The sequence below is a fragment of the Mesorhizobium sp. M00.F.Ca.ET.216.01.1.1 genome (genome assembly GCF_004010325.2).
In the GTDB taxonomy this organism is placed as follows: Bacteria; Pseudomonadota; Alphaproteobacteria; order Rhizobiales; family Rhizobiaceae; genus Mesorhizobium.
Genome location: NZ_SADR02000009.1, coordinates 207823 through 232070 on the forward strand (window position 1 = coordinate 207823; position 24248 = coordinate 232070).

Genomic DNA, 24248 nt, shown 5'->3' on the forward strand with positions numbered 1-24248 from the left:
CGGTTTTCGGAAAAGATCATGCTCAAACAAAAAGATAGCCATGCATAAGCTGGAACGTCTTCTGCGTCCGCGATCGATCGCGGTCTTCGGCGGCGCGCAGGCCGCCGCCGTCGTCGCGCAATCGATCAAGATGGGCTTTGCCGGCGAGATCTGGCCGGTGCACCCGAGCAAGAACGAAGTGGCCGGCCGCAAGGCCTATCGCTCGGTGGCCGATCTGCCCGGCGCGCCGGACGCTGCCTTCGTCGGCGTCAACCGGCATTTGACCATCGAAGTGATCAAGGCGCTGGCAGAGCGTGGCGCCGGCGGCGCCGTCTGCTTTGCCGCCGGCTTCCTCGAAACCGAGGCCTATGACGAGGATGGCGAGCGGCTGCAGGTCGAACTGGTCGCTGCCGCGGGCCGGATGCCGATCATCGGCCCGAATTGCTACGGCCTGATCAACTATGCCGACGGCGCGCTGCTTTGGCCCGACCAGCATGGCGGCATCAGGCTGGCCGAGGGTGGCCGCGGCGTTGCCATCATCACCCAGTCGTCCAATATCGCGATCAACATGACGATGCAGAAGCGTGGCCTGCCGATCGCCTATCTGATGACCGCCGGCAACCAAGCGCAGACCGGGCTTTCCGAAATGGCGCTCGGCCTGATCGAGGACGACCGCGTCACCGCGCTCGGCCTGCATATCGAAGCCTTCGATTCGGTAGCCGGCTTCGAAAGGTTGGCGGCACGGGCTCGCGAATTGAAGAAGCCGATCATCGCCATGAAGGTCGGCCGCTCCGAGCAGGCACGGCAAGCGACGGTGTCGCACACCGCTTCGCTCGCCGGCTCCGACGCCGCCTCGGGCGCATTCCTGAAAAGGCTCGGCATCGCTCGCGTCGATTCCATTCCCGCCTTCATCGAGGCGCTGAAGCTGTTGCATGTCACCGGACCCTTGCCCGGCTACCGGCTGTCGTCGATGAGCTGTTCTGGCGGCGAGGCGTCCGTCATGGCCGACAGCGCCGAAGGCCGCTGGGTGACCTTCCCGGCGCTCACCGCCGAGCACCGCGCGCAGGTCAAATCGACGCTCGGACCGCTGGTCGCCGTCGCCAACCCGCTCGACTATCATACCTTCATCTGGAACAACGAGCCGGCGATGACCGCCACCTTCACCGCCATGGTGTCGGGCGGCTTCGACCTCAATATGCTGGTGCTCGACTTTCCGCGCCCCGACCGCTGCTCGGATACCGACTGGTGGGCGACGCTGCGCGCCTTCGAATCGGCGCTGAAGACCAACAAGGCGCAGGGCGCGATCGTATCCTCGCTGCCGGAGAACCTGCCCGAGGAATACACCGCCGGGCTGATGGCACGGGGCATGGTGCCGCTGTTCGGCATTTCGGAAGCCATAGACGCCGCGCAGGCGGCAGCCTTCATCGGCTGGGCCTGGCGCGAGCCGCAGGCGCAGCCGGTCGACACGTCGGCGTCAGGCGCGCCTGCCGGCGACCACATCACGCCAGACGAGGCCGAGGCAAAGGCGCGGCTGATCAAGGCCGGGCTTTCCGTGCCCAAGGGCGAGCGCGCCGGCAATGCCGTCGAGGCGGTGATCTCGTCGATGGCATTGGGGTTCCCAGTCGCACTGAAAGCGCTGGGCGTCACCCACAAATCCGAGCTCGGCGCTGTCAGGCTCAACCTCAGGGATGCCGAATCCGTCAGCACTGCTGCCCATGATCTCGGCCCGCTCGGCAATGGCCTCTATGTCGAGCGTATGGTGCGCGACGGTGTTGCCGAACTCATCGTCGGCTTTACCCGCGATCCGATGTTCGGCGCGGTGATGACGCTCGGTACCGGCGGCGTGCTGGTCGAGCTTCTGCGCGACAGCGTCACGCTGATGCTGCCGGCGACCCGCGACGACATCGAGGCGGCGTTGCGGAGACTGAAACTGTTCCCGCTGCTCGAAGGCTATCGCGGCCGGCCAAAGGCCGATGTCGCAGCGGCCATCGGCGCGATATCAGGCATTGCCGCTTTCGTGCAGGAGAATGCCGGCGAGATCGAGGAGCTCGACATCAACCCGCTGATCGTCTGCAGCGAGGGCAAGGGCGCCTGGATTGCCGACGCGCTGCTGGTGCTGGGAGAGAAGAAGAATGTCTGAAATTATCACCACTCGCCGTGAAGGCACGATCCTCGAGGTCACACTAGACCGGCCCAGGGCCAACGCCATCGACCTGAAGACGTCGCGGCTGATGGGCGAGACGTTCAAGGCGTTCCGCGACGATCCGGGCTTGCGCGTCGCCATCGTCAAGACCGCCGGCGACAAATTCTTCTGCGCCGGCTGGGATCTCAAGGCGGCGGCCGGCGGCGATGCGGTCGACGGCGACTATGGCGTCGGCGGGTTCGGCGGGCTACAGGAATTGCGCGACCTCAACAAGCCGGTCATTGCCTGCGTCAACGGCATGGCGGTCGGCGGCGGCTTCGAGCTGGCGCTGTCCTGCGACCTCATCTACGCATCCGATCATTCCTCCTTTGCGCTGCCCGAAATCCGCGCCGGCACTTTGGCCGATGCGGCGACGATCAAGCTGCCGAAGCGCATCCCCTATCATGTCGCCATGGACCTTTTGCTCACCGGCCGCTGGATGGATGTCGCCGAGGCGCACACCTGGGGCCTGGTCAACGAGGTGCTGCCCAAGGAAAAGCTCGAGGACCGCGTCTGGGAGGTCGCCCGGCTGCTCGCCAGCGGGCCGCCGCTGGTCTTTGCCGCGATCAAGGAGACGGCGCGGGTGGCGGAAGCGCTGGCCTTCCAGGATGCAATGAACCGGGTAACCCGCCGGCAGCTGCCGACGGTCGATGCGCTGTACGGCTCCGAGGACAATCTCGAAGGTTTTCGAGCCTTTGCCGAAAAGCGCGACCCGGTGTGGAAGGGGAAGTGACGGTATTGTGGAAATGACGGCGTTCCGTCACACCCCCCTCTGCCCTGCCGGGCATCTCCCCCGCAAGGGGGGAGATTGGCAGCTCGCGCCTCAACGAACATCCACCAATGCCGGAGATTGGCGAAAGCCGATAGGACGTCCGATCTCCCCCCATGAGGGGGAGATGGCCGTCAGGCCAGAGGGGGGTGCTCAGGCGCTATCGTCAGAACGCGCGCAGCACCCATGACCGACTACAAAAGACTCATCGACGCCGAGACCTGGGCCTTCATCGAGCGCACCAATTCCTATTATCCGCCGGATACGATCGACTACACGATCACCCGGCAGCGCGAAATCTATGACCGCATGTGCCGTGAGTTCTTTGCCGGCTATCCGGATGGCGTGACGGCTGAAACCACCATCATTGCCACGCCTTGGGACGACGTCCCGATCCGCATCTATCGCAGCGCGGCACCGAACGAAGCGGCAATGGTGCTCTATATCCATGGCGGTGGCTTCATCCTCGGCGGACTCGATAGCCATGACGATGTCTGCGCCGAGCTTTGCGCTCGCTCCGGCTATGAAGTGGTTTCGGTCGACTACCGGCTGGCGCCCGAGCATCTGCATCCGGCCGCGTTCGACGACGTGATGGGCGCCTTCGAATGGGCCACCTCAACCTACGAATGCCCCGTCCTGCTCTGCGGCGACAGCGCCGGCGGCAATCTCTGTGCCGCCATCAGCCATGCGACGCGCGGCTATGCGCAGAAGCCGATAGGCCAGGTGCTGATCTACCCTGGCCTTGGCGGCGACCACGCGCGCGGCTCCTATGTCAGGCATGCCAAGGCGCCGATGCTGACGGCCCGCGACCTCGATTTCTACAAGGATGTCAGGACCGGCGGGGCGGACCGGACCGGTGACATCACGCTGTTTCCGCTTGCCGACGCCGATTTTGCCAATCTGCCGCCGACCGTCCTGATCACCGCCCAATGCGATCCGCTGTCTTCCGACGGCGAAGCCTATCGCGACCGCGTCGTAGCGGCAGGCGGGCGCGCCTATTGGTTCGAGGAGCCGGGGCTGGTGCACGGCTATTTGCGGGCCAGGCACACGGTCGGCCGCGCGCGCTCGAGCTTTACCCGGATCGTCGACGCGGTGTCGACATTAGGACGAGGTGCCTGGATCTGGTGATCCCCAAGATCCCTTGCAGCGGAGACAGACAGGGCACCTCGTCCCTCTGTTCCGGCTTCCAATGAACCTTTCCGCGTCAGTCCGCGACTGACGATCAGGTGCCGCATGGTGCGGCCCGGAAAGGAAAGCCCCATGACTGGAAATCCAGAGGCTCCATGGTCTCCGGGACCAATGGGAGCTCAGCGCGACCACCGCTTTCGGGACGGGGTCGATGCGCTGGGCTTTCCGCTGGTTCCGTTGACCCTGCGTAAGAGCCGTCGTATCGTCACCAAGAGGAAAGCAGACAATTCGATCAGGGATGAACGTGCCGGAACGCCGCGCCTTGCCCTGATTCGCGCGGCAAAGCCGGATGTTCCTCCCGTAGCCTGCGGGGGGAATTCCATGTCTTGCGACCACGGCTCGTTCGAGCCCTCTCGTGCTGGGCGCTTGCGCCGCGCGTTGCAAGCAACCAATGGGTTTTTGGCCACAAGCGGTTTCCTGCCACTGGCGCTGACCGCCAGCCTCTGGCTTGGCGGCTCCGCCCAGGCGCAGGAGGCCCAGATCATGCATCCGGGCTCGATGGCGGTGACCGGATTTTCCGGCACCATCATTCCCGGTTTCGAAGATGGCTTGCCGCCGGGTGTCGATCCGGTCGACGAAACCTTCATCGATACGGCGCGCGCGACCTTGCGCGTTTTGGACGTTTCAGGGCTGGGCGGCGCGGCCTCCGGCCAACTCGTCTTCACGCCGCCACCTTTCGAGGTGACGGCCGGGCAGATCGGCCAGGTGTTCGGCATCACCTATGACGACGGCGTGCGGGACGGCGTTCCGTCAGGCATCCCGAGCCTCTATGCCGGCGCCACCTCGTTGCACGGCATCCGCATCGTCACGCCCGACGCCGACGACGATGGACGGCCCGAGCGGCAACGCCGTGGCACGGCCGGCGCTGTCTTCATGGGCGGCCAGCTCGGCACCGAAAGCGGCGGCGGACCGGGCACGATCTGGAAGGTCGACGGCATCACCGGCGCCGTGTCGAAATTCGCAGACATCGACACCAACAGCGGTTCCGGCATCGGCGACGTCAGCTTCGACAATATCCACCGGCAGTTCTTCGCCAGCGACCTCGACACCGGCTTCATTCACCGTATCGACGCCAACGGCACGCCGATCGACATGTTCGACCACGGCGTTGCCGGGCGCCGGGCGCACGGGCTGACGCCGCTCGCCGACGAAGGCTCGGTGATGGACATCGAGGGCGCTGCCTTCGACAGCGAGGACCCTGACACATGGGGCTACACACCGGACGAACGCCGCGTCTGGTCCGTCGCCTACCATGGCGGCAGGCTCTACTATTCGGTCGGCGAAAAGGCCGAGATCTGGTCGGTGGGCATCGCCCGTGACGGCCGCTTCGCCGGCGACCCGCGCTGGGAGCTGACGGTCAAGGCCGACAAGGACCACGCCGTCACCGATATCGCCTTCGATAATAGCGGCTTCATGTACCTTGCCCAGCGCGGCCCGGTGGAAAACCGCTATGACTACAGCCAGTTCGCCGATTCCGGCAAAGGCGAGGTCATCCGCTACTGGCGCGAAAGCCCGGACGACCCCTCGACGGAATCAGTCTGGGTGGAAGTGCCGCAGGAATACGCGGTCGGCTTCCCGGAAGGCAGTCGGCCGGCGGCCTCGACCTGCAATATGGTTACGACGCCGACGGCAATCTGAACACCGGCGTCTGCACCGACACGCTGGTCAACACCGGCGACAAACTGCGCGACAATCCAGCCCTTGCCGAACAACTCGCCGCTGGCGGGCCGCTCGCCGTGCATGGCGTGCAGATCACGCCGACGGCGCTCGTCAGGCCGGCGAACGTGCCGCCCTTCGGTTCGTGGTTCGTCGACTTCGACGGTTATTTCGAAGACCCCGAGGTCGAAGGCCATGTTGGCGATGTCGAGGTCTGGCACCCCTGCGAGGGCCGTGCCGGCTACTACGAGCAGATACCGGGCGGTTATCTGCCACCCTTCTATCCGCCTGATTTTCCGCCCCCCGGCAATTTGCCTCCTTGCCTCGATGTCGAGGATGTCAGCTATTTCTGTACGCCTTCCGGCCTGGAGGCCGACCTCTATCTCCATGACCATGCCGGCTTTGGCGGCGATTCGATCAAGGCTCTGTCCAGGACGCCTGGCGTCGGGGTGACCTCGCCCCTGTCGCATGCTCCCGGCGCGCCATACACGATCGGTATCACCGGCCACTTCCCTGGCGACACGGTCGATGTCGGGCTCTGCTTCTACAGGCAGTCCGACCGCGACAAGGGTGGTTACTACCCTTGCTGCAAGATGACCTTGCCGCTCAGAACCCCAGCCGTCAGCTGCGAACGTTGAGGAGGGGAAGATGAGCATTTCAGCACTTTCCCGGCCCGCGACGAGCAATCAACCAACCGGCAAGCAGTCAACCGTTTTGGAGACGATCATGAAACCCCTGTCACTCGCCAGGCGCGGCGCGCGCTGGCTGATGGCGGCCGGTATCGCGGTCGTCGTCCTGACCCCTATGCAAGGCTTCGCAGAAGACCCGGCTCCGGCCAAGACCAACCACACCGGTGTCGCTGATGCCGGTCCGCTCGAGCCTAGACTCGAGCTCGACAATCCGCGCATCATCAATCCTGAACCGGGCCGGATCGTGCCCTTCTTCACCAAGAAGGGCGAGCAAAGAAGCTGCGACTATGTCCAATATTCCCTGAGTTTCGGCCTGCGCGGCACTGCGCAGAGCTTTGCCAGCCCGAACCTCGCGGCCATGCTGAAAAAAGCCAGGCTCGAATTCAAGGACCAGCTTCCGCACGGCCTTGAAATCGTCAGCGTGCATGTGGCCGGGGACGGCACGGATGCGTCCGGCGGGCCGCTGCCCGGTGCTTCGATCAGCACGTCGGCAGGTCCAAACGATACGGCGACGGTTTCCGATCTCCGGATTTCCGCCGCCGACCTCGACGGCGTCGGCGCTCCGAACGAGCGCATCATCACCTTCCAGATCACGGCCAAGATCGACCGTGCGGCGTTTCCCTCGCCTGCTATCATCGACAACCAGGGCCTGATCACCGTCGGACCCGGGACCATCATCCCGTCGCTGGATCCGGGCAAGCCGGACGACGGCAATTTTCTGACCGGCGAAAAGACCTCGATCAGGATCGACGTCACCAAGTGCAACCCGCCGCCCCCGCCTCCGGACGACCATGAGTGCTTTAAGGTGGAGCGGGGCACGGTCGATTGTGTGCCTGGTGGCGGCGCCTTCCTCTACCACATGCCGGTCGGCCCGGATATGGGCGGCAAGTGGGTGCAGCTTTCGACGACGACACCCGGCATCACCATCATCCCCGACACGCAACTGGTGCCGGCGGGCGGCGGCGTGCTCAACTGGAAGGTCGTCGGCGCATCGCCTGGCGACATCATCCACATCACAGTCACCGGCATCGAAACCTATGCCGGTCCAAGGCAAGGCTGGGGCCTGTGCTGCACGCAGACGATCGACATCGTCATTCCGCGTGACCAGAGGTGCCCGCCCAAGGACAAGGAACCGGACCTCAAGGTCGAAAAGCGTGCCGATGTCCAGCGCTGCACGATGGGCGGCGGCTGCGACTTTACCATCAGGGTCAGCAATGTCGGCGATGCGACATATCACGGCAAGATCGTGCTCGACGAAGTGACGCTGCCTGCCGGGTCCAGCCTCGATTCAGGGCCGAACCCGCCCTGGGTCTGCGCGCCGGCGACCACCCCGATGACATGCACCTATCCGGTGACCGCGCTCAACCCGGGTGCCGCTGTCGACCTCAAGCTCGGCTTCAAGCCGACCGGAGGCTGGCAAGGCAGCGTCTTGCGCAACTGCGCCGCCTACAATTATGCGGCCAGCGGCAAGCCGCTGTTCGGCAGCCAGCAGAACGATCGCGGCTGTGCCTCGATCCCGACCTGCCGGCGTGGCGACCGCGACCGCGGCTGCCAGCCGCCGGTCGAAAAGAAGGTCGACCTGATCCTGAAGAAGCGCGCTCGCTCGGAAGTCTGCACGGCCGACGGCATCTGCACCTTCGTGATCGACATCATCAACAGCGGCAGCGTTCCTTATAGCGGGCCGCTGACTGTCATCGACACCTATCCGGGCGGCGTGCCGGCATCCTCGACCTTCGGCCCGACCCCGCCCTGGACCTGCGGACCGACCGGCCCCGGCCAGTTCCGCTGCGACAATGCCGGCATCATTCTGTTGCCGGGCGCCTCGACGCCGATCTTCGTCAAGGCGGTGATGCCGGCCGGCTACCGGCCGGATCGCGTCGAAAACTGCGCCGAGGTGACGGCCATCCCCGGTGAGAACGACCTCACCAACAACAGGGCCTGCGCCAAGGAGCGCATCCGTAATCCCAATGGCGGCCAGCCAGCCATGCGCATCACCAAGGTGTGCAACGGCTCGCTGACGGGTGCCGTGGTGGTATCCTGCCGCATCACCGTCATCAGCCTCGGCACTAGCGCCCCCACCGGTTCGGTGCGGGTCAACGATGCCGCCACGATGGTGGCCGGCGGAGCGCCGGTCCAGATCCAGACCGTCACCCCCGATGGTGCGGAATGGGCCTGCGGACCGGTTCCGGCCAACACCCTGTTGTGCCAGATTCCCGGCGCCGTGATGACGCCTGGAACCAGCCGCCATTTCGAGGTGACGGTTGCCGCGAACCGCGAGTTCGAGAACTGCGCACGCGGCTCCTATGGACCGGCACCGGGAGACGATCGTCTATCCGATCGGCCGGGCCTGCGCCAAGGGCGGCGGCACATCTTCCATTCGTGTCGAAAAGACCGGCGACAGCGAATGCCAACCCGGCCAGCCCTGCTCGTTCGAGATCACCATCACCAACGACGGCGAAAGCGCCTTCTCCGGTCCGGTCCGCATCGGTGATGCGATCGGCGTCGAGGGCCTCGGCAGGCTGGAAGGCGTTGCGATCACCTCGATCGCCCCGCCCTTCGGCTGCTCGCCGGAGCCGGCAACTCTACCTGCGTCCTGCATCACCAACCTGACGCTCGCCGCCGGGGAAAGCCACGTTCACCAGGTGACCGTGATCATCCCCGACGACGGCCGCCTGGCCAATCTGCAGGGCAGCATCAGCGGGCAGAACTGCATCGGCGTGCTGTCTCCGGACACGCGGGTGCAGGGCGGTGGCGACATGCTTTCCAGCGGTGCGGCCAACCTCCAGGGCGACCGCGGCAAGGCCTATGCCTGCCATCCCTTCACCATCACACACGTAGTGAAGAAGGCGTGCTCGCAGGGCTTCGTCATGAATGACGCCGGCAACTGCGTCTGCCCGGAGGGCACCACCTTCCGCAACGGCCAGTGCTCGTCCGGCGGCGGTTCGGTGTCTAAGCCGAAGGAGCCAAAACCTTGCGTGCTGCTCAAGGGCCAGATCCGGACCTCCGACCGGCGTTGTGTCTGCCCGCGCGGAACCGAGCTTGAGAATGGAAGATGCGTATCGATCGACCAGCCGCCGGCACGCGAGTGCAAGTTGCTGCCCGGCCAGTACCGCAACCAGGACGGCGACTGCGTCTGCCCGAAAGGGACAGAAGTGAGGAACGGCGCCTGCCGGCCGATCCGGAATAGGCCGGAGCAGTGCGCGTTGCTGCGCGGCCAGATCCGCACCCCGAAAGGTGATTGCGTCTGCCCGCGCGGGACGGAACTGCAAGGCAAAGCCTGCGTGCCGATTAACAAGAAGCCGACCGTGGAAGAGTGCGACGTCCGCGGCCAGGTTCACAACAAGCGCGGCGCCTGTGTCTGCCCGCGCGGCACGGAGGAACGCGACGGCGCGTGCCGCAAGCCGCAGGCAGAATGCGCGCCCGGCTCGCGGATGATCAACGGCCAGTGCCAGCCGATCATCAAGCGGCGCTGCCCGGTCGGGACTGTCGGACAGTATCCGGACTGCGTCCCGGTCCGCGGCAAGCCGACGCTGCAGATCAACCCGAACCTGCTGCTGAATCCGAATATCCTCCAGCAGCTCGTGCCAAGGCGCAAACCGCAGGTGGATCAGCAGCAGGACCCGGCGCGAAACACCATCCTGAAGTTCACCCAGTAATCTTGCGCACCGCAACACAAGACCCCGCCGGAGCAATCCGGCGGGCTTTTTGCTTCCGGGCTCTGCCGCTAGATGGCTACCCACTCTTCACCGCTGGACCGCGTGCCCCGCGCGATCGGTACAAATCGGCTTCCACTTTTCGGGATCATGGTCTAGGCAGGCGATCCAGACTGTTTGGCAGCACACGCGCCCCGAAAGGCCGCAGCATGAGCAAAAAGACCCTGATCGCGCCGTCGGTGCTGGCATCGGATTTCTCGAAGCTCGGCGACGAGGTCGAAGCGGTGGTGGCGGCTGGCGCCGACTGGATCCACCTCGACGTCATGGACGGGCATTTCGTGCCCAACATCACCTTCGGCCCGCCGGTGGTGAAGGCGATCCGCAACCGCACCACGGCGTTCTTCGACTGCCATCTGATGATCGCGCCGGCCGACCCCTATCTGGCGGCCTTCGCCGAGGCCGGCTGCGACGGCATGACGGTGCATGCCGAAGCCGGGCCGCATCTCGACCGCTCGCTGCAAACGATCAGGAACCTCGGCAAGAAGGCGGGCGTGTCGCTCAATCCGGCGACGCCGGAAACAGCGATCGAATATGTGCTCGACTGGCTCGACCTGGTCCTGATCATGAGCGTCAATCCGGGCTTCGGCGGCCAGGCCTTCATTCCGGCGATCGTCGACAAGGTGAAACGCGTGAAGGCGCTGATCGGCAAGCGGCCGATCAGGATAGAGATCGACGGCGGCATTTCACCGGAAACAGCACCGTTGGTCACCGCCGCCGGCGCTGACGTGCTGGTGGCAGGTGCGGCCATCTTCAAAGGCGGCAGCGTCGAAGCCTACCGGGCTACCATCGAGGCGATCAGGTCAGCGGCGGACCGGGCGGCTGGCTGAGGCCGGAGAAACCCTCGAGCGACGAAGCAATCCTACGTCGGCAAAGCAGGACGACGGCGATCATTCCTCTTTAATTCGCTTGAGGGTCCGAAGCCGGCGGCAGTATAATAACTGGGGTTTCGACTATTTCTCGAACAGGCCGAGGCGGGCAAAGGGAGCGATATTGACGCACGGAGCTGCCGATCTGGGCGAAGGCGCGAAAGCCAAGAGCACACTAGCCAGCTCCGTTTATCATCAGCTTCGCGAGGATCTCCTGCGTGGCGCGCTGGCGAGCGAAAGCAAGCTGCGGGTTGAATGGGTGGTTTCCCGATACGGCGCAGGGGCTTCGCCTGTTCGCGAGGCCCTTAATCGCCTCGCCTCGGAAGGCCTCCTCGGCCGGCATGACCAGCGTGGCTTCTTCATCATGCCGGTCAGTGCGGCCGAGCTGGAGGAACTGACCCGCACCCGCTGCTGGCTGGAAGAGCGGGCGCTGCGTGAATCCATCGCCCACCGCACCGCCGAATGGGAAGAACATCTGGTGCTTGCGCTGCATCGCCTGGCGCGCGCGCAACGACGCTCGCTCGAGGATCCGTCGTCGAACAATCCGGATTGGGAGAAGTTGCATCGTGCCTTTCATCGCGCGCTGATTTCGGCCTGTCGGTCGCACTGGCTGATTGGTTTCTGCGAGCAGCTTTCCGATCAGGCCTCTCGCTACCGCCTGATCTCGCAGGACGGCACTGGAAACGAGCGCGACGATCTAGGTGAGCATCGTCTGATCGCCGAGCGCGCCTTGGACGACGATGCCGACGGCGCGGTCGAGGCCTTGCTCAACCACTACCGTTTGACGGCTGCCATGTGCATGGAACGCCTCCACCAGCGCGAAATTCCAGGGGCAAGCGCCGGTAGGGCGCCTCGCGGCCGGAAATAGCTGGAAATATGAGCAATCACCTGTTCGACGCTTTCCGTGCCCGGATGCCCGCGCCAGAACGGCTGTTGATGGCGACGGATGACGGGCGATCGATCACCTATGGCGACACGGTGGTACGGTCCGCGCAACTGGCGCACGCACTGTCGCAATCGGGTGTCAGAGCAGGTGACCGCGTCGCCGTCCAGGTGGAGAAGAGCCCGGAGGCTTTCTTTCTTTATCTCGCCTGCCTGCGCGCCGGTGCTGTCTTCCTGCCGCTCAACACCGCCTACACGCTGACCGAGCTCGATTACTTCTTCAGGGATGCCGAGCCGCGACTGGTCGTCTGCGATCCGGCTCGGGCAGCCGACATCGGGCGCTTGGCGAAGGCATCGGGCGCCATCGTCGCAACGCTCGGCCGCAACGGCGATGGTTCGCTGACCGAGCGCGCATCGCAACAGCCGACGGATTTCCGTGACCTGGCGCGCGGACCGGATGATCTTGCTGCAATCCTCTACACGTCGGGGACGACCGGCCGTTCGAAGGGCGCCATGCTCAGCCATGAAAACCTCGCCTCGAATGCGCGGGTTTTGGTTGATCACTGGCGCTTCACCACCGCCGACGTACTGATCCACGCACTGCCGATCTTCCACACACATGGCCTCTTCGTCGCCACCAACGTCATCCTGATGGCCGGCGCCTCGATGCTGTTCGAAACCAAGTTCGACCCGGCCCGCATCGTCTCCCTGCTGGCGCGTGCAACGGCGCTGATGGGCGTACCGACCTTCTATGTGCGCCTGCTGCATCAGGACGGGCTGACCCGGCAAGCGGCAAAGAACATCCGCCTGTTCATTTCCGGGTCGGCGCCGCTTCTGGCGGAGACGCACAAGGCTTGGCGCGAGCGCACCGGCCACGCCATCCTCGAGCGTTACGGCATGACCGAGACCAACATGAACACCTCGAACCCCTATGATGGCGAGCGACGCGCCGGCACGGTCGGCTTTCCCCTGCCGGGTGTTTGCCTTCGCATCGCCGATCCCGACAGCGGCAGGCCGCTTGCCGACGGCGAGATCGGCACGATCGAGGTGAAAGGTCCCAACGTCTTCCCCGGTTATTGGCGCATGCCGGAAAAGACCCAGGCCGAATTCCGCGACGACGGCTTTTTCATCACCGGGGATCTCGGCCTGATCGACGCCGACGGCTATGTGCACATCGTCGGGCGGGGCAAGGACCTGGTCATTTCCGGCGGCTACAACATCTACCCGAAAGAGATCGAGAGCGAGATCGATGCCCTGCCCGGCGTCGCCGAAAGTGCTGTGATCGGCATTGCCCATCCGGATTTTGGCGAAGGCGTCACGGCGATCGTGGTGCGGGCGCCGGCCTCGACAATCACTGCAGCCGAGATCATCGAGGCCATTGCCGGATGGGTGGCGAAATACAAGCACCCGAAGCGCGTGATCTTCGTCGACGAACTGCCGCGCAACACGATGGGCAAGGTGCAGAAGAACCTGCTGCGCGAGACCTACAAGGATCTTTATACGTCTTCCAAAGCCAGCTAAGCGCTACGACAACCGGCTGGCGCTGGCTTCAAAAGCCTTGTCGCCGCCGATCCAGACGCTTTTGACGTTCAGATCTTCCGACAGGGCAACGATATCAGCGGCGGTGCCGTTGGCGAAGCGCCCGAGCCGGTGCGACTGGCCGATCGCCTGCGCCGGATAGAGCGATGCCATGCGCAATGCCTCCGACAGCTCCAGTCCGACGACGCGGTGGACGAAACGCACGGCGGAGATCATGTCGAGATCGGCACCCGCCAGCGTTCCGTCGGCGAGCCGGAGACTGCCGTCCTTGCGGAAAATGGTGCGGCCGTTGAGTGTGAACGAGGTCATGTCGGTGCCGATCGTCGCCATGGCGTCGGTGACGAGGACGATCTTCCCCGGCCCCAGCTTGGCGCGCAACGCGATCGCCATGGTGGCGGGGTCGACATGGATACCGTCGGCGATGATGCCGGCAAACAATGTGCCCGTGCTGATGGCGGCGCCCGCCAGCCCTGGCTCACGGTTGCCGACCTGGCTCATGGCGTTGAACAAATGCGTGACGACCGTTGCGCCGGCGTCGGCGAAGGCGCGGGCTTTGGCGTAGCCGGTGTCGGAATGGCCGAGGCTGACGACAATGCCAGCCTTGGCGAGCACCGACACTTGAGCAGGCTCGACGGATTCAGGCGCGATCGTCGTCAAAAGTACCGGCAGGTTTTTTCGCGCCGCGATTAGCGCCGCCTGGTCGGCATCTAGCATCGGCCGGATCAGTGCCGGGTCATGCGCGCCCTTGCGGGCGATCGACAGATGCGGGCCTTCGAGATGCAGGCCAAGGAAGCCCGGAACGTTCCGTCGAGCGGCCTCGGCCCCTGCCGCTACCGCTGCAGCGGTGATGTCAGGCGTGTCGGTGATCAGCGTCGGCAGCAGCGCCGTCGTGCCGAAGGGCGCATGTGCCCGGCAGATGGTTTCGATCGAGGCGACGTCGGGATGGTCGTTGAGCATGACGCCGCCGCCGCCATTGACCTGCAGGTCGACGAAGCCCGGCGCGAGTATGCCGCCGCCGGTCTCGATACGGGCGACACCGGACGGAATGGCGCCGGCGGCAGTGATGGCCTCGACGAGACCGTCGCGCACGACAAGGGCCGCACCATCGTGCCAGTCGTCGCCGTCGAATATGCGGGCGCCAGTCAGGGCAAAACGGTCGCTCATACGGTCTCCGTCACCTTGCGCAGATTGGGCGGCATGTCGGGATCGAGGCCGCGATGGCGGGCAAAGGCTTCGACGAAACCGTAGAAGGACACGATCAGTGCCAGCGGGTCGGTGAGCGGGTGGCCGGTGGCGACATGCGGCAGGCGCTGGGCGCTCTTCGCCTTGTCCGAGGTGACAAAGACGGCCGCGCCCTTGCCCGCCAGGCTGTCGGCGGCCTCGGCAACCGACGGCTCGGAAGCGTCGCGGGCAGCCAGCGCCAACACCGGGAAGCCCGGCCCGACCAGCGCCAACGGGCCATGCATGACCTCGGCGGCGCTGTAGGCCTCGGCATGCATGGCGCAGGTTTCCTTGAATTTCAGCGCCGCCTCGTTGGCGATCGCCGAGGACGGGCCGCGGCCGAGGATGAACAGCGACTTCTGCGCCTCCAGCGCGCCGGCCAGCGGCATCCAGTCGCAAGCGATTGCCTTGCGGAAATGGTCCGGCAAGCGGGCGAGTGCGGCCAACAGCTTGTCGTCACCGGTACAATGCGCCATCAAAGCGAGGCTGGCGACGGCGGAGTTGACGAAGGTCTTCGTCGCCGCAACGCTGCGCTCCGGCCCGGCCAGGATGTCGATCGCATAGTCCGAGGCGCGAGCCAGCGGCGAATCGGCGGTGTTGGTGATAGCGACGGTCAGTGCGCCGCCGGCTTTGGCCGCTTCCACCATGGCGACGATGTCCGGGCTCTTGCCAGACTGCGAGATAGCCAGACAGGCCGAGCCCCTGAGCCTCAGCTTTGCCTTGTAGATCGAGGCGATCGACGGGCCGACCGATGCGACGGCGAGGCCGGCGGTCAGCTCGACGGCATATTTCATGAAGCTGGCGGCATGATCGGACGAACCGCGCGCGACGGTGACGACAAAATTCGGATCACGTTCGCGAATGCCGCGCCCAGCCTCGGTCAGTGCCGCTGCCGAGCCATCAAGCAGGCGCGCGGTGGCCTCCGGGATCTCCTCGATTTCGCGGCGCATATGGGTTGTGGTTGCGTTCATGGCCGGCCCTCTTCGCCCGGCACGCTCAGCCGGAGCTCGGCGACGAAATCATAGGCGTCGCCCCTGTAGATGGAGCGGGTGAACTCGATCGCCTTGCCGCTCGCCAGATAGGAAATACGCTCGATGTGCAGACCGGCAATACCTGGCGGCACTTCGAGCAGGCGCGCGTCGCCGTCGCCGAGATTGGCGGCGGAAATACGCTGCACCGCCCGCACTGGCCGGTTGCCTGACATTTCCAGCGTTGCATAGAGCGACGAACCGATCGCCGCCGGATCGGGCAACACGCTTGCCGAGAGTGCGGCGCGTTCGATCGCCAGCGGCGTGTCGTTGGCGATGCGTAGGCGCGCCACGCGCGCCACCAATTCGTTCGAGGACAGGCCGAGCACCATCATCTCGTCCGGCGACGGCGCATAGAGGCCACGGTCGAGCCAGGCCGAACGGACGGCCATGCCGCGCCGCGCCATGTCCTCGGTGAAGGAAGTGAGCCTCGACAGCGACTGCTCGACGCGCTCCATGCGCGGCGCAACGAAGGTGCCGGAGCCATGACGCTGGACGAGGATGCCGCCCTTGACCAGATCCTGCACCGCCTTGCGCACGGTGACGCGCGAGATGTCGGCCTTGCTGGCAATGTCGCGCTCGGAAGGCAGCGCATCGCCGGGTCCGATCAAGCCGCGATTGACGGCGTCCTCGATGCTCTTCCTGAGCTGCAGATAGAGCGGCGCGCCGCTTTGCGACGACTGTCTCAGCATGGCAAAAATCTGGTCGGCGGCATCGCTCATCACGTCGCCTCCGCGGATCCGGCGAAAAGGCGGACCGCCATCTGCACCGCGCCGCCCAGCGCATCGTCGAGCGGCGGCTTCAGCAGTGCCCGGTAGCGCTCCGACAGGCGCGGCGCATAGAGCGGCGCCAGCCCGCCAAGCAGGCAGAGCGGGTCGTTGCCGCCGAGATCGAGCACGCCGAGCGCTGCCTCGACATCGGCGACCGCCTTGTCGACGATCCAGTTGGCAACGATGTCACCCTTTACGGCATGATCGAAGACCTTGGGCGCAAAGCCGCCGAAATCGCCGGGCTTGGCATTGGTGGTGAACTCGACCACATCCTCGGGATTGTTGCGGAAGGTAGCGAGCATGGCTTGCGTCAGCGGCGAGGCTTCGCGGATGCCGTCATAGGCAAGCAGCGTCTGTTCGAGCAGGTCGCGGCCGATGCGGGCGCCGCTGCCCTGGTCGCCGACCTGGAATCCCCAGCCGCCGACGGCGCGCGACTTGCCGTTCTTGCGCGCCATATAGGCGGTGCCGGTGCCGAGGATGGCCATGGCTCCGTCGCCGGACCCGATAGCGCCTTCCAGCGCGATCTCGGCGTCGGTCTCGACACGGCTGATGCTGAACGGCAGGATCGCTTCGAGCTGCTGCCGGTAGGTGCCGACATTGGCGCCGGCAAGGCCGAGGATGGCCGGCGTTTGCGGGATCAGTTCGGGATCCTGCCCGGCGGCGACAAAGGCCTGCCTCGCCGCGTCGACGATGTTGGCCCTGGCGCCGGTAAGATCGGTGCGGATGTTGGCGGCGCCACTCTTGGCACGGCCGATCACGGTGCCGTCCATGGTCGCCAGGGCCGCTCTGCAGCTGGTGCCGCCGCCATCAATGCCAAGCACGAAATTCACGCAATTTCTCCTCCGGGCCGATAATACCAATAAAATACCAATAGCCAAGGATTAATTTCCGTTTCAAAAAGATTAAGCCGTACTTTATTGAAAAACCAACGTATTTTGCCGACGAGCCGATTCCTCGACAATCAACTCGTTAATGCGTGTGGACAAGTGGTATTTTTTTGGTATTGTTTTCTGGATCGGAGGAAAGCGGATGGCCGAAACGCGCACCGAAGCGCTTCACCAGAATGCCGAGGGACTGGACATCCAGGCCCCGGACGCCATCCTTTCCTCGCTGGCTAATGCGCAGATCGAGGCCGCCAAGGCCGTGCGCGGCGCCATTCCTGCCATCGCCAAGGCAGCCGAGATCATCGCAAGCCAGTTGAAGAACGGCGGCAAGCTCGCCTATGCGGCAGCTGGCAGCTCTGGCCTGATGGCATTGGCCGATGCACTGGAACTGCCTGGCACTTTCGGCATCCAGCGCGAGCGCATCGCCATCCTGATCGCCGGCGGCGACGAAGCCTTCAAGAGGCTGGCAGGCGGACCGGAGGACAACACCGACGAAGCCTTGATCGCGGTCGCCAATGCCGGCATCGGCAAGGGCGACTGCCTGATCGCCGTCTCGGCCAGCGGATCGACGCCCTATGCTGTCAGGGTGATCGAGGAAGCCGGGCGCCGCGGCGCTGCGACCATCGCCATCGCCAACAACAAAGACGCGCCGCTGCTGCGACTGGCCGACATCGCCGTCCTGCTCGAAACGCCGCCGGAGCTGATTGCCGGCTCGACGCGCATGGGCGCCGGCACCGCGCAGAAGATCGCGCTCAACATGCTGTCGACGCTGGCCGCCATTCATCTCGGCCATGTTCATGACGGCTACATGGTCAATCTCACCGCCGACAACATCAAGCTGCGCGATCGCGCGGCGCGCATCGTCGCCGCCATCAGCGGGCGCGGCAAGGACGATGCGGCTCGCCTGCTCGAAAAGAGCGGCGGCGTTGTCAAGACTGCCATTCTGCTCGCCGCCGGCGCCGCCAACGCCGATGCGGCCGAGAAGATACTGGAAAGGACCGGCCAGAAACTGCGCCCGGCGCTTTCCGCGATCGAGGGGAGCAAGGGGCCGAAAGCCCCTGTTCTCAAAACCGAACCTGAAAAAGGTCAACAGGGAGACTGAGCATGACAACGAAACTACTGACGGCACTTCTTCTCGGCACCAGCATCCTCGGCTCCGCCGGGGTGGCTTATGCCGATGACGTAACGCTCAACATCGAAAGCTGGCGCGGCGACGATCTTGCCATCTGGAAAGACAAGCTGATCCCGGCCTTCGAAGCCAAGAACCCGGGCATCAAGGTGGTGTTCGCGCCCTCGGCGCCGACCGAGTACGACGCCGCCCTCGGCGCCAAGCTCGCCGCCGGCTCGGCGGGCGACCTGATCACCTGCCGGCCGTTCGACAAGTCGCTGGAACTGTTCAAGAAGGGCAACCTCGCCGACATTTCGACGCTGCCCGGCATGGAGAACTTCTCCGATGTGGCCAAGGCTGCCTGGCAGACCGACGACGGCAAGGCGAGCTTCTGCGTGCCGATGGCTTCCGTCATCCACGGCTTCATCTACAACAAGGACGCCTTCGACAAGCTCGGTATCAAGGTGCCGACCACCAATGAGGAGTTCTACGCCGCGCTCGACAAGATCAAGGCCGACGGCACCTATATCCCGATGGCGATGGGCACCAAGGACCTCTGGGAAGCCGCGACCATGGGCTACCAGAACATCGGCCCGAACTACTGGAAGGGCGAGGAAGGCCGCCTGGCGCTGATCAAGGGCGAGCAGAAGCTGACCGATCCGGACTGGGTCGAGCCCTACAAGGAACTGGCCAAGTGGAAGCCCTATCTCGGCGACGGCTTCGAGGCGCAGACCTATCCGGACAGCCAGAACCTGTTCACGCTCGGCCGCGCCGCCATCTATCCGGCCGGCTCGTGGGAGATCGGCCTGTTCAACACGCAGGCGCAATTCAAGATGGGCGCCTTCCCGCCGCCGGTGCAAAAGGCCGGCGACACCTGCTATATCTCCGACCACACCGATATCGGCATGGGACTGAACGCGGCGTCGAAGAATGCCGATGCGGCCAAGACCTTCCTGTCATGGGTCGCCTCGCCGGATTTCGCCACCATCTACGCCAACGCGCTGCCGGGCTTCTTCAGCCTGAACAACACCCCGGTGAAGATGGAAGACCCGCTGGCGCAGGAATTCGTTTCCTGGCGCGGCAAGTGCAAGTCGACGATCCGCTCGACCTACCAGATCCTGTCGCGCGGCACGCCGAACCTCGAGAACGAGACGTGGGTCGAATCAGCCAACGTCATCAACGGCACCGATACGCCGGAAGCTGCCGCCAAGAAGCTGCAGGACGGCCTCGACAGCTGGTACAAGCCGGCGAAGTAAGAGCTCGGACGACGGCCAGGTCGCGCCTTGCGCGCGGCCTGGCATCGCATTCATGGCATTCGATAGCGCTGCCCCTCATCCGCCTGCCGGCACCTTCTCCCCGCATAGTGACGGGGAGAAGGGCTAGGCCGCAGACGTTGGCGACCCCTTCCCAGTTGTTCACGGGGAGAGGGTAAGAGTAAGGGGCAGTGCCGCCATCGAAAGCAATTGCAAGACCTGATCGGCGAGGACCGAACTCATGGCCGCAGCACCGAAACGACCGTTCCGCTGGCACATCGGCGTCTTCCTGGCGCCGGCGGTGCTGGTCTATACGGCGATCATGATCCTGCCGCTGGCCGGCACGCTGCAGCTCTCGCTGTTCCGCAACATCAACCAGTCCCAGGTCTTCGTCGGGCTGGAGAACTTTCGTATGCTGTTCGGCGATCCCAACTGGTCGGTCAATTTCTGGAACGCGCTGAGGAACAACGTTTGGTTCTTCATCATCCACATGCTGGTGCAGAACCCGATCGGCGTGCTGCTGGCGGCGCCGCTCTCCAGTCCGCGACTTAGGTTCTCCGCCTTCTACCGCACGGCGATCTTCGTGCCGACGATCCTGTCCTTCGTCATCGTCGGCTTTGCCTGGAAGCTGATCCTGTCGCCGCTGTGGGGCGTGGCGCCGCATATGCTCGATCTGGTCGGGCTCAAGAGCCTGTTCACGCCATGGCTCGGCAAGGAGCAATATGCGTTGACCGCGCTCAGCCTGATCTCGGTGTGGCAGTTCGTCGGCATCCCGATGATGCTCATCTATGCAGCGTTGCTGTCGATCCCCGACGAGGTGATCGAGGCAGCCGAATGCGACGGCATCACCGGCATGGCGCAGTTCTGGAAGATCAAGCTGCCGCTGATCCTGCCGTCGATCGGCATCATCTCGATCCTGACCTTCGTCGGCAACTTCAACGCCTTCGACCTGATCTACACCGCGCAAGGCGCGCTGGCCGGCCCGAATTATTCGACCGACATCCTCGGCACCTTCCTCTACCGCGCCTTCTTCGGTTTCCAGTTGCAGGTCGGCGACCCCAATATGGGTGCTGCGATCGCCACGATGATGTTCCTGATCATCCTTGGCGGTGTCTGCGTCTACCTTTTCCTCGTCCAGACGCGCCTGCGTCGCTATCAGTTCTAGGGGGCCGGAAATGTTTAGCTTGAACACCCCCCGGGCGAGAACCCTTCTCGTTACCGATGGTCAGGAGGCGTTTCAATGAGCCGCGCCACCGCATCCCTGCCCCGCACCATTGGCGCCCATGCGATCCTGTTGACCTATACGGCAATCGCGCTGTTTCCGGTGATCATCGTCATAATCAATTCATTCAAGTCGCGCGCCGCGATTTTCGGCGCGCCGCTGACGCCGCCGACCCCCAAGACCTTCGACCTGATCGGCTACACCACGGTGATCGGCCAGGGCGACTTCATCCACTATTTCCAGAACAGCCTTGTCGTCACCGTCGCCTCGCTGTTCTTCGTGCTTTTGTTCGGCGCTATGGCGGCCTTCGCGCTATCGGAATACCGCTTCCGCGGCAATTCGCTGATGGGACTCTATCTGGCGCTCGGCATCATGATCCCGATCCGCCTCGGCACCGTCGCCATCCTGCAATTGATGGTGGCGAGCGGGCTGGTCAACACGCTGACGGCGCTGATCCTGGTCTATACGGCGCAAGGCCTGCCGCTGGCGATCTTCATCCTGTCGGAATTCATGAAGCAGGTGTCGGACGATTTGAAGAATGCCGGCCGCATCGACGGCCTGTCGGAATACACCATCTTCTTCCGCCTGGTGCTGCCACTGGTCAGGCCATCGATGGCGACTGTCGCCGTCTTCACCATGATCCCGATCTGGAACGATCTGTGGTTCCCGCTGATCCTGGCGCCGTCGGAGCAGACCAAGACGGTGACGCTCGGCGCGCAGCTGTTTCTCGGCCAGTTCGTCACCAACTGGAACGCGATCCTGGCAGCGCTTTCGTTGGCGATTATGCCGGTGCTGATCCTCTACGTCATCTTCTCGCGGCAGTTGATCCGCGGCATCACTTCCGGAGCCGTCAAGTGAGCTCGCAAAAACCCCTTCGCGTCGTCGTCGCCGGTCTCGGCAATATGGGCCGCAGCCATGCGCTGGCCTACCACACCAATCCGGATTTCGAGATCGCAGCACTCGTCAACCGTTCGGATGTGCCGCTGCCGGCCGGGCTTTCCGGCTACGGCATCAGGCGTTCCTTCGACGAGGCGCTGCGCGACGAACGGCCGGATGTTGCCTGCATCGCCACCTACTCCGACAGCCATGCCGAGTATGCGGTGAAGGCCTTCGAGGCGGGTTGCCATGTCTTCGTCGAAAAGCCGCTGGCGACAACGGTCGCGGATGCGAAGCGCGTCGTCGCCGCCGCCAAGGCCAACGGCAAGAAACTGGTGATCGGCTATATCCTTCGCCATCACCCGTCCTGGATAAGGCTGATCGCCGAGGCGCGGAAGCTGGGCGGCCCCTACGTGTTCCGCATGAACCTCAACCAGCAATCCTCAGGCCACAGCTGGGAGACGCACAAGCAGTTGATGCAGACGACATCGCCGATCGTCGACTGCGGCGTGCATTATCTCGACGTGATGCTGCAGATCACCGACGCCAGGCCGGTCGAGGTGCGCGGCATGGGGCTGCGGCTGACCGAAGAGATTGCACCCTCGATGTACAATTACGGGCATCTGCAGGTGCTGTTCGAAGACGGTTCGGTCGGCTGGTACGAGGCCGGCTGGGGACCGATGATTTCGGAGACGGCCTTCTTCGTGAAGGACGTGATTTCGCCCAAGGGCTGCGTGTCGATCGTGATGAAAGAAGGCGTAAAATCCGACGACATCGACACCCACACCAAGACATCGATCATCCGCCTGCACAGTGCCGCGACCGGAGCGGACGGCAAGTTCGTCAAAGCCGATGAAATGCTGTCAATGGAAGGCGAGCCCGGCCATCAGGATCTCTGCGATCTCGAACAGGCTTTCGTGCTGAAGGCGATCCGCGAGGATCTCGACCTTAACCGGCACATAGACGACGCGGTGAAGTCGCTCGCCGTCTGCCTTGCCGCCGACGAGAGCGTGCGCAGCGGGAAGGCGGTGCGGTTGTGACAAGGGAATTGTTGTCGCGGGTTGCGCTCTACGGCGCCCCCCTCTGGCCTGCCGGCCATCTCAAGGGGGGAGATCAGATGTCCGTACTGCTTTCGCCAATTATCAACGCCGGAGAAAGGCGCGAGGCCTCGAAGCTGCCAAGCTCCCCCCTTGAGGGGGAGATGGCCGGCAGGCCAGAGGGGGGTGCAGTGGCGCCCACTCTTCAATCTGGAGGAATATTGTGGGCTCGCTGAACATCGAGAATGTGAAGAAGGCCTTCGGGCCGGTCGAGGTGCTGAAGGGCATCAACCTCGAAGTGACCGATGGCGAATTCGTCGTCTTCGTCGGCCCGTCCGGCTGCGGAAAATCGACGCTGCTCAGGGTCATTGCCGGGCTGGAGGATTCGACCTCGGGCCGCGTGGTGATCGACGGTGCTGACGTCTCCGCCACGCCGCCGGCCAAGCGCGGCATCGCCATGGTGTTCCAGACCTATGCGCTCTACCCGCATCTGACAGTGAAGAACAATATGGGTCTCGGCCTCAAACAGGCGGGCACGCCGGCGGCCGAGATCGACCGCCGCATCGGCATCGCCTCGTCGATGCTGTCGCTAGAGCCCTATCTCGCAAGGCGGCCGGCCGAGCTTTCCGGCGGCCAGCGGCAGCGCGTCGCCATCGGCCGCGCCGTGGTGCGCGAACCCAAGCTCTTCCTGTTCGACGAGCCGCTATCCAATCTCGACGCGGCGCTGCGCGTCAACACCAGGCTGGAGATCGCGCAGCTGCACCGCCGGCTGAAGGCGACGATGATCTACGTCACCCACGACCAGGTCGAGGCGATGACGCTTGCCGACAAGATCGTCGTCCTCAATGCCGGCAAGATCGAGCAGATCGGCGGGCCGATGGAGCTCTACAATTCACCGGCTAACGAATTCGTCGCCGGCTTCATCGGCTCACCGAAGATGAACTTCGTCGACGGTGCCCGGCTTGGCGAGACGGCGAAGACCATCGGCGTCCGCCCCGAGCACCTGACCGTCGACGCGAAATCCGGCGCCTGGAAGGGTACCGTGGTCCATGCCGAGCATCTCGGCGCCGACACTAATCTCTATCTCGACTGCGAGAAGGCCGGGTTGATCACGGTGCGCATCTTTGGCGTCTACAATGCCGAACCCGGCGCGACGCTCTATGCAACGCCGGACCCTGCAAAGACTTATCGGTTTGGAGCCGACGGGAGGGTGATGAAGTAAGCGCTCATGCCGCAACGTCCCCTTCTCCCCTTGTTGTGCAGGGGAATCGCATATGGCGATTTTGGGGTTGAGTTTAGGCTGAGAAAGGATTCTTTGGAGAGGCAGTTGAGCGAAGGAGCGACTGCCATTTCCTGTCTTGAGAGCGACTTTGGCGCGGTGCCTGA

At 64.4% G+C, this 24248-nt stretch carries 16 protein-coding genes and 2 pseudogenes; 14 read left to right on the top strand and 4 right to left on the bottom strand.

Going from position 1 to position 24248, the window contains the following annotated elements; genetic code table 11:
- Positions 1-40: 40 nt before the first annotated feature.
- The 8 genes and pseudogenes from EN859_RS14505 (at position 41) to EN859_RS14540 (ending at position 13445) form a co-directional block, all read left to right on the top strand.
- The gene (locus tag EN859_RS14505; protein ID WP_127853422.1) at positions 41-2119 is read left to right on the top strand and encodes an acetate--CoA ligase family protein; all 2079 of its coding nucleotides are present in this window, start codon (positions 41-43) and stop codon (positions 2117-2119) included.
- A complete protein-coding gene (locus tag EN859_RS14510) occupies positions 2112-2894 on the top strand; it encodes a carnitinyl-CoA dehydratase (protein ID WP_127853421.1) in 783 nt (260 codons plus the stop codon). The genes EN859_RS14505 and EN859_RS14510 overlap by 8 nt, the downstream gene beginning before the upstream one ends.
- A gap of 222 nt (positions 2895-3116) precedes the next feature.
- Positions 3117-4058, top strand: a complete 942-nt coding sequence (locus tag EN859_RS14515) for an alpha/beta hydrolase (RefSeq protein WP_127853420.1) — start codon at positions 3117-3119, stop codon at positions 4056-4058.
- Positions 4059-4163: 105 nt separating this feature from the next.
- Positions 4164-6412, top strand: a pseudogene (locus tag EN859_RS14520) (hypothetical protein).
- Between the two features lie 10 nt (positions 6413-6422).
- Positions 6423-10119: pseudogene (locus tag EN859_RS14525) on the top strand (hypothetical protein).
- Between the two features lie 206 nt (positions 10120-10325).
- Positions 10326-11003 carry a ribulose-phosphate 3-epimerase gene (rpe, locus tag EN859_RS14530; protein WP_127853419.1) on the top strand — a complete coding sequence of 226 codons (678 nt, stop codon included), beginning with the start codon at positions 10326-10328 and terminating at the stop codon, positions 11001-11003.
- 163 nt (positions 11004-11166) lie between these two features.
- Positions 11167-11910 (top strand): GntR family transcriptional regulator, encoded by a 744-nt coding sequence (locus tag EN859_RS14535; RefSeq protein WP_127853418.1) that lies wholly within the window; start codon positions 11167-11169, stop codon positions 11908-11910.
- A gap of 8 nt (positions 11911-11918) precedes the next feature.
- Complete coding sequence (locus tag EN859_RS14540; RefSeq protein WP_127853417.1) at positions 11919-13445, top strand: malonyl-CoA synthase; 1527 nt, start codon at positions 11919-11921, stop codon at positions 13443-13445.
- 3 nt (positions 13446-13448) lie between these two features.
- On the opposite strand, the gene nagA is transcribed toward EN859_RS14540, so the two are convergent.
- Genes nagA through EN859_RS14560 form a run of 4 tightly spaced genes read right to left on the bottom strand, consistent with a single transcriptional unit; the run spans position 13449 to position 17312 of the window.
- Complete coding sequence (gene nagA, locus EN859_RS14545) at positions 13449-14627, bottom strand: N-acetylglucosamine-6-phosphate deacetylase (protein ID WP_127853416.1); 1179 nt, start codon at positions 14625-14627, stop codon at positions 13449-13451.
- Positions 14624-15655: an SIS domain-containing protein gene (locus EN859_RS14550; RefSeq protein ID WP_127853415.1), complete on the bottom strand. Its 1032-nt coding sequence runs from the start codon at positions 15653-15655 to the stop codon at positions 14624-14626. Before EN859_RS14550 ends, nagA begins: the two co-directional genes overlap by 4 nt.
- The gene (locus EN859_RS14555; protein ID WP_127853414.1) at positions 15652-16434 is read right to left on the bottom strand and encodes a GntR family transcriptional regulator; all 783 of its coding nucleotides are present in this window, start codon (positions 16432-16434) and stop codon (positions 15652-15654) included. The genes EN859_RS14550 and EN859_RS14555 overlap by 4 nt, the downstream gene beginning before the upstream one ends.
- Positions 16434-17312 carry an N-acetylglucosamine kinase gene (locus EN859_RS14560; RefSeq protein WP_127853413.1) on the bottom strand — a complete coding sequence of 293 codons (879 nt, stop codon included), beginning with the start codon at positions 17310-17312 and terminating at the stop codon, positions 16434-16436. The genes EN859_RS14555 and EN859_RS14560 overlap by 1 nt, the downstream gene beginning before the upstream one ends.
- Positions 17313-17511: 199 nt before the next feature.
- On the opposite strand from EN859_RS14560, the gene EN859_RS14565 reads away from it, so the two are divergent.
- The 6 genes from EN859_RS14565 to EN859_RS14595 all read left to right on the top strand — a co-directional run bounded on the left by EN859_RS14565 (position 17512) and on the right by EN859_RS14595 (position 24084).
- The gene (locus EN859_RS14565) at positions 17512-18468 is read left to right on the top strand and encodes an N-acetylmuramic acid 6-phosphate etherase (RefSeq protein ID WP_127853412.1); all 957 of its coding nucleotides are present in this window, start codon (positions 17512-17514) and stop codon (positions 18466-18468) included.
- Between the two features lie 2 nt (positions 18469-18470).
- The gene (locus EN859_RS14570; protein ID WP_127853411.1) at positions 18471-19730 is read left to right on the top strand and encodes an ABC transporter substrate-binding protein; all 1260 of its coding nucleotides are present in this window, start codon (positions 18471-18473) and stop codon (positions 19728-19730) included.
- A gap of 238 nt (positions 19731-19968) precedes the next feature.
- Positions 19969-20892: a sugar ABC transporter permease gene (locus EN859_RS14575; RefSeq protein ID WP_127853410.1), complete on the top strand. Its 924-nt coding sequence runs from the start codon at positions 19969-19971 to the stop codon at positions 20890-20892.
- Between the two features lie 75 nt (positions 20893-20967).
- The gene (locus EN859_RS14580; RefSeq protein ID WP_127853409.1) at positions 20968-21807 is read left to right on the top strand and encodes a carbohydrate ABC transporter permease; all 840 of its coding nucleotides are present in this window, start codon (positions 20968-20970) and stop codon (positions 21805-21807) included.
- A complete protein-coding gene (locus tag EN859_RS14585; protein ID WP_127853408.1) occupies positions 21804-22865 on the top strand; it encodes a Gfo/Idh/MocA family oxidoreductase in 1062 nt (353 codons plus the stop codon). The genes EN859_RS14580 and EN859_RS14585 overlap by 4 nt, the downstream gene beginning before the upstream one ends.
- Positions 22866-23085: 220 nt before the next feature.
- The gene (locus EN859_RS14595; RefSeq protein WP_127853407.1) at positions 23086-24084 is read left to right on the top strand and encodes an ABC transporter ATP-binding protein; all 999 of its coding nucleotides are present in this window, start codon (positions 23086-23088) and stop codon (positions 24082-24084) included.
- Positions 24085-24248 lie beyond the last annotated feature (164 nt).

Coding starts and splice junctions, on each gene's coding strand:
- EN859_RS14505 (WP_127853422.1), top strand. CDS start 41: ATGCATAAGCTGGAACGTCTTCTGCGTCCGCGATCGATCGCGGTCTTC.
- EN859_RS14510 (WP_127853421.1), top strand. CDS start 2,112: ATGTCTGAAATTATCACCACTCGCCGTGAAGGCACGATCCTCGAGGTC.
- EN859_RS14515 (WP_127853420.1), top strand. CDS start 3,117: ATGACCGACTACAAAAGACTCATCGACGCCGAGACCTGGGCCTTCATC.
- rpe (WP_127853419.1), top strand. CDS start 10,326: ATGAGCAAAAAGACCCTGATCGCGCCGTCGGTGCTGGCATCGGATTTC.
- EN859_RS14540 (WP_127853417.1), top strand. CDS start 11,919: ATGAGCAATCACCTGTTCGACGCTTTCCGTGCCCGGATGCCCGCGCCA.
- nagA (WP_127853416.1), bottom strand. CDS start 14,627: ATGAGCGACCGTTTTGCCCTGACTGGCGCCCGCATATTCGACGGCGAC.
- EN859_RS14550 (WP_127853415.1), bottom strand. CDS start 15,655: ATGAACGCAACCACAACCCATATGCGCCGCGAAATCGAGGAGATCCCG.
- EN859_RS14555 (WP_127853414.1), bottom strand. CDS start 16,434: ATGAGCGATGCCGCCGACCAGATTTTTGCCATGCTGAGACAGTCGTCG.
- EN859_RS14565 (WP_127853412.1), top strand. CDS start 17,512: ATGGCCGAAACGCGCACCGAAGCGCTTCACCAGAATGCCGAGGGACTG.
- EN859_RS14570 (WP_127853411.1), top strand. CDS start 18,471: ATGACAACGAAACTACTGACGGCACTTCTTCTCGGCACCAGCATCCTC.
- EN859_RS14575 (WP_127853410.1), top strand. CDS start 19,969: ATGGCCGCAGCACCGAAACGACCGTTCCGCTGGCACATCGGCGTCTTC.
- EN859_RS14580 (WP_127853409.1), top strand. CDS start 20,968: ATGAGCCGCGCCACCGCATCCCTGCCCCGCACCATTGGCGCCCATGCG.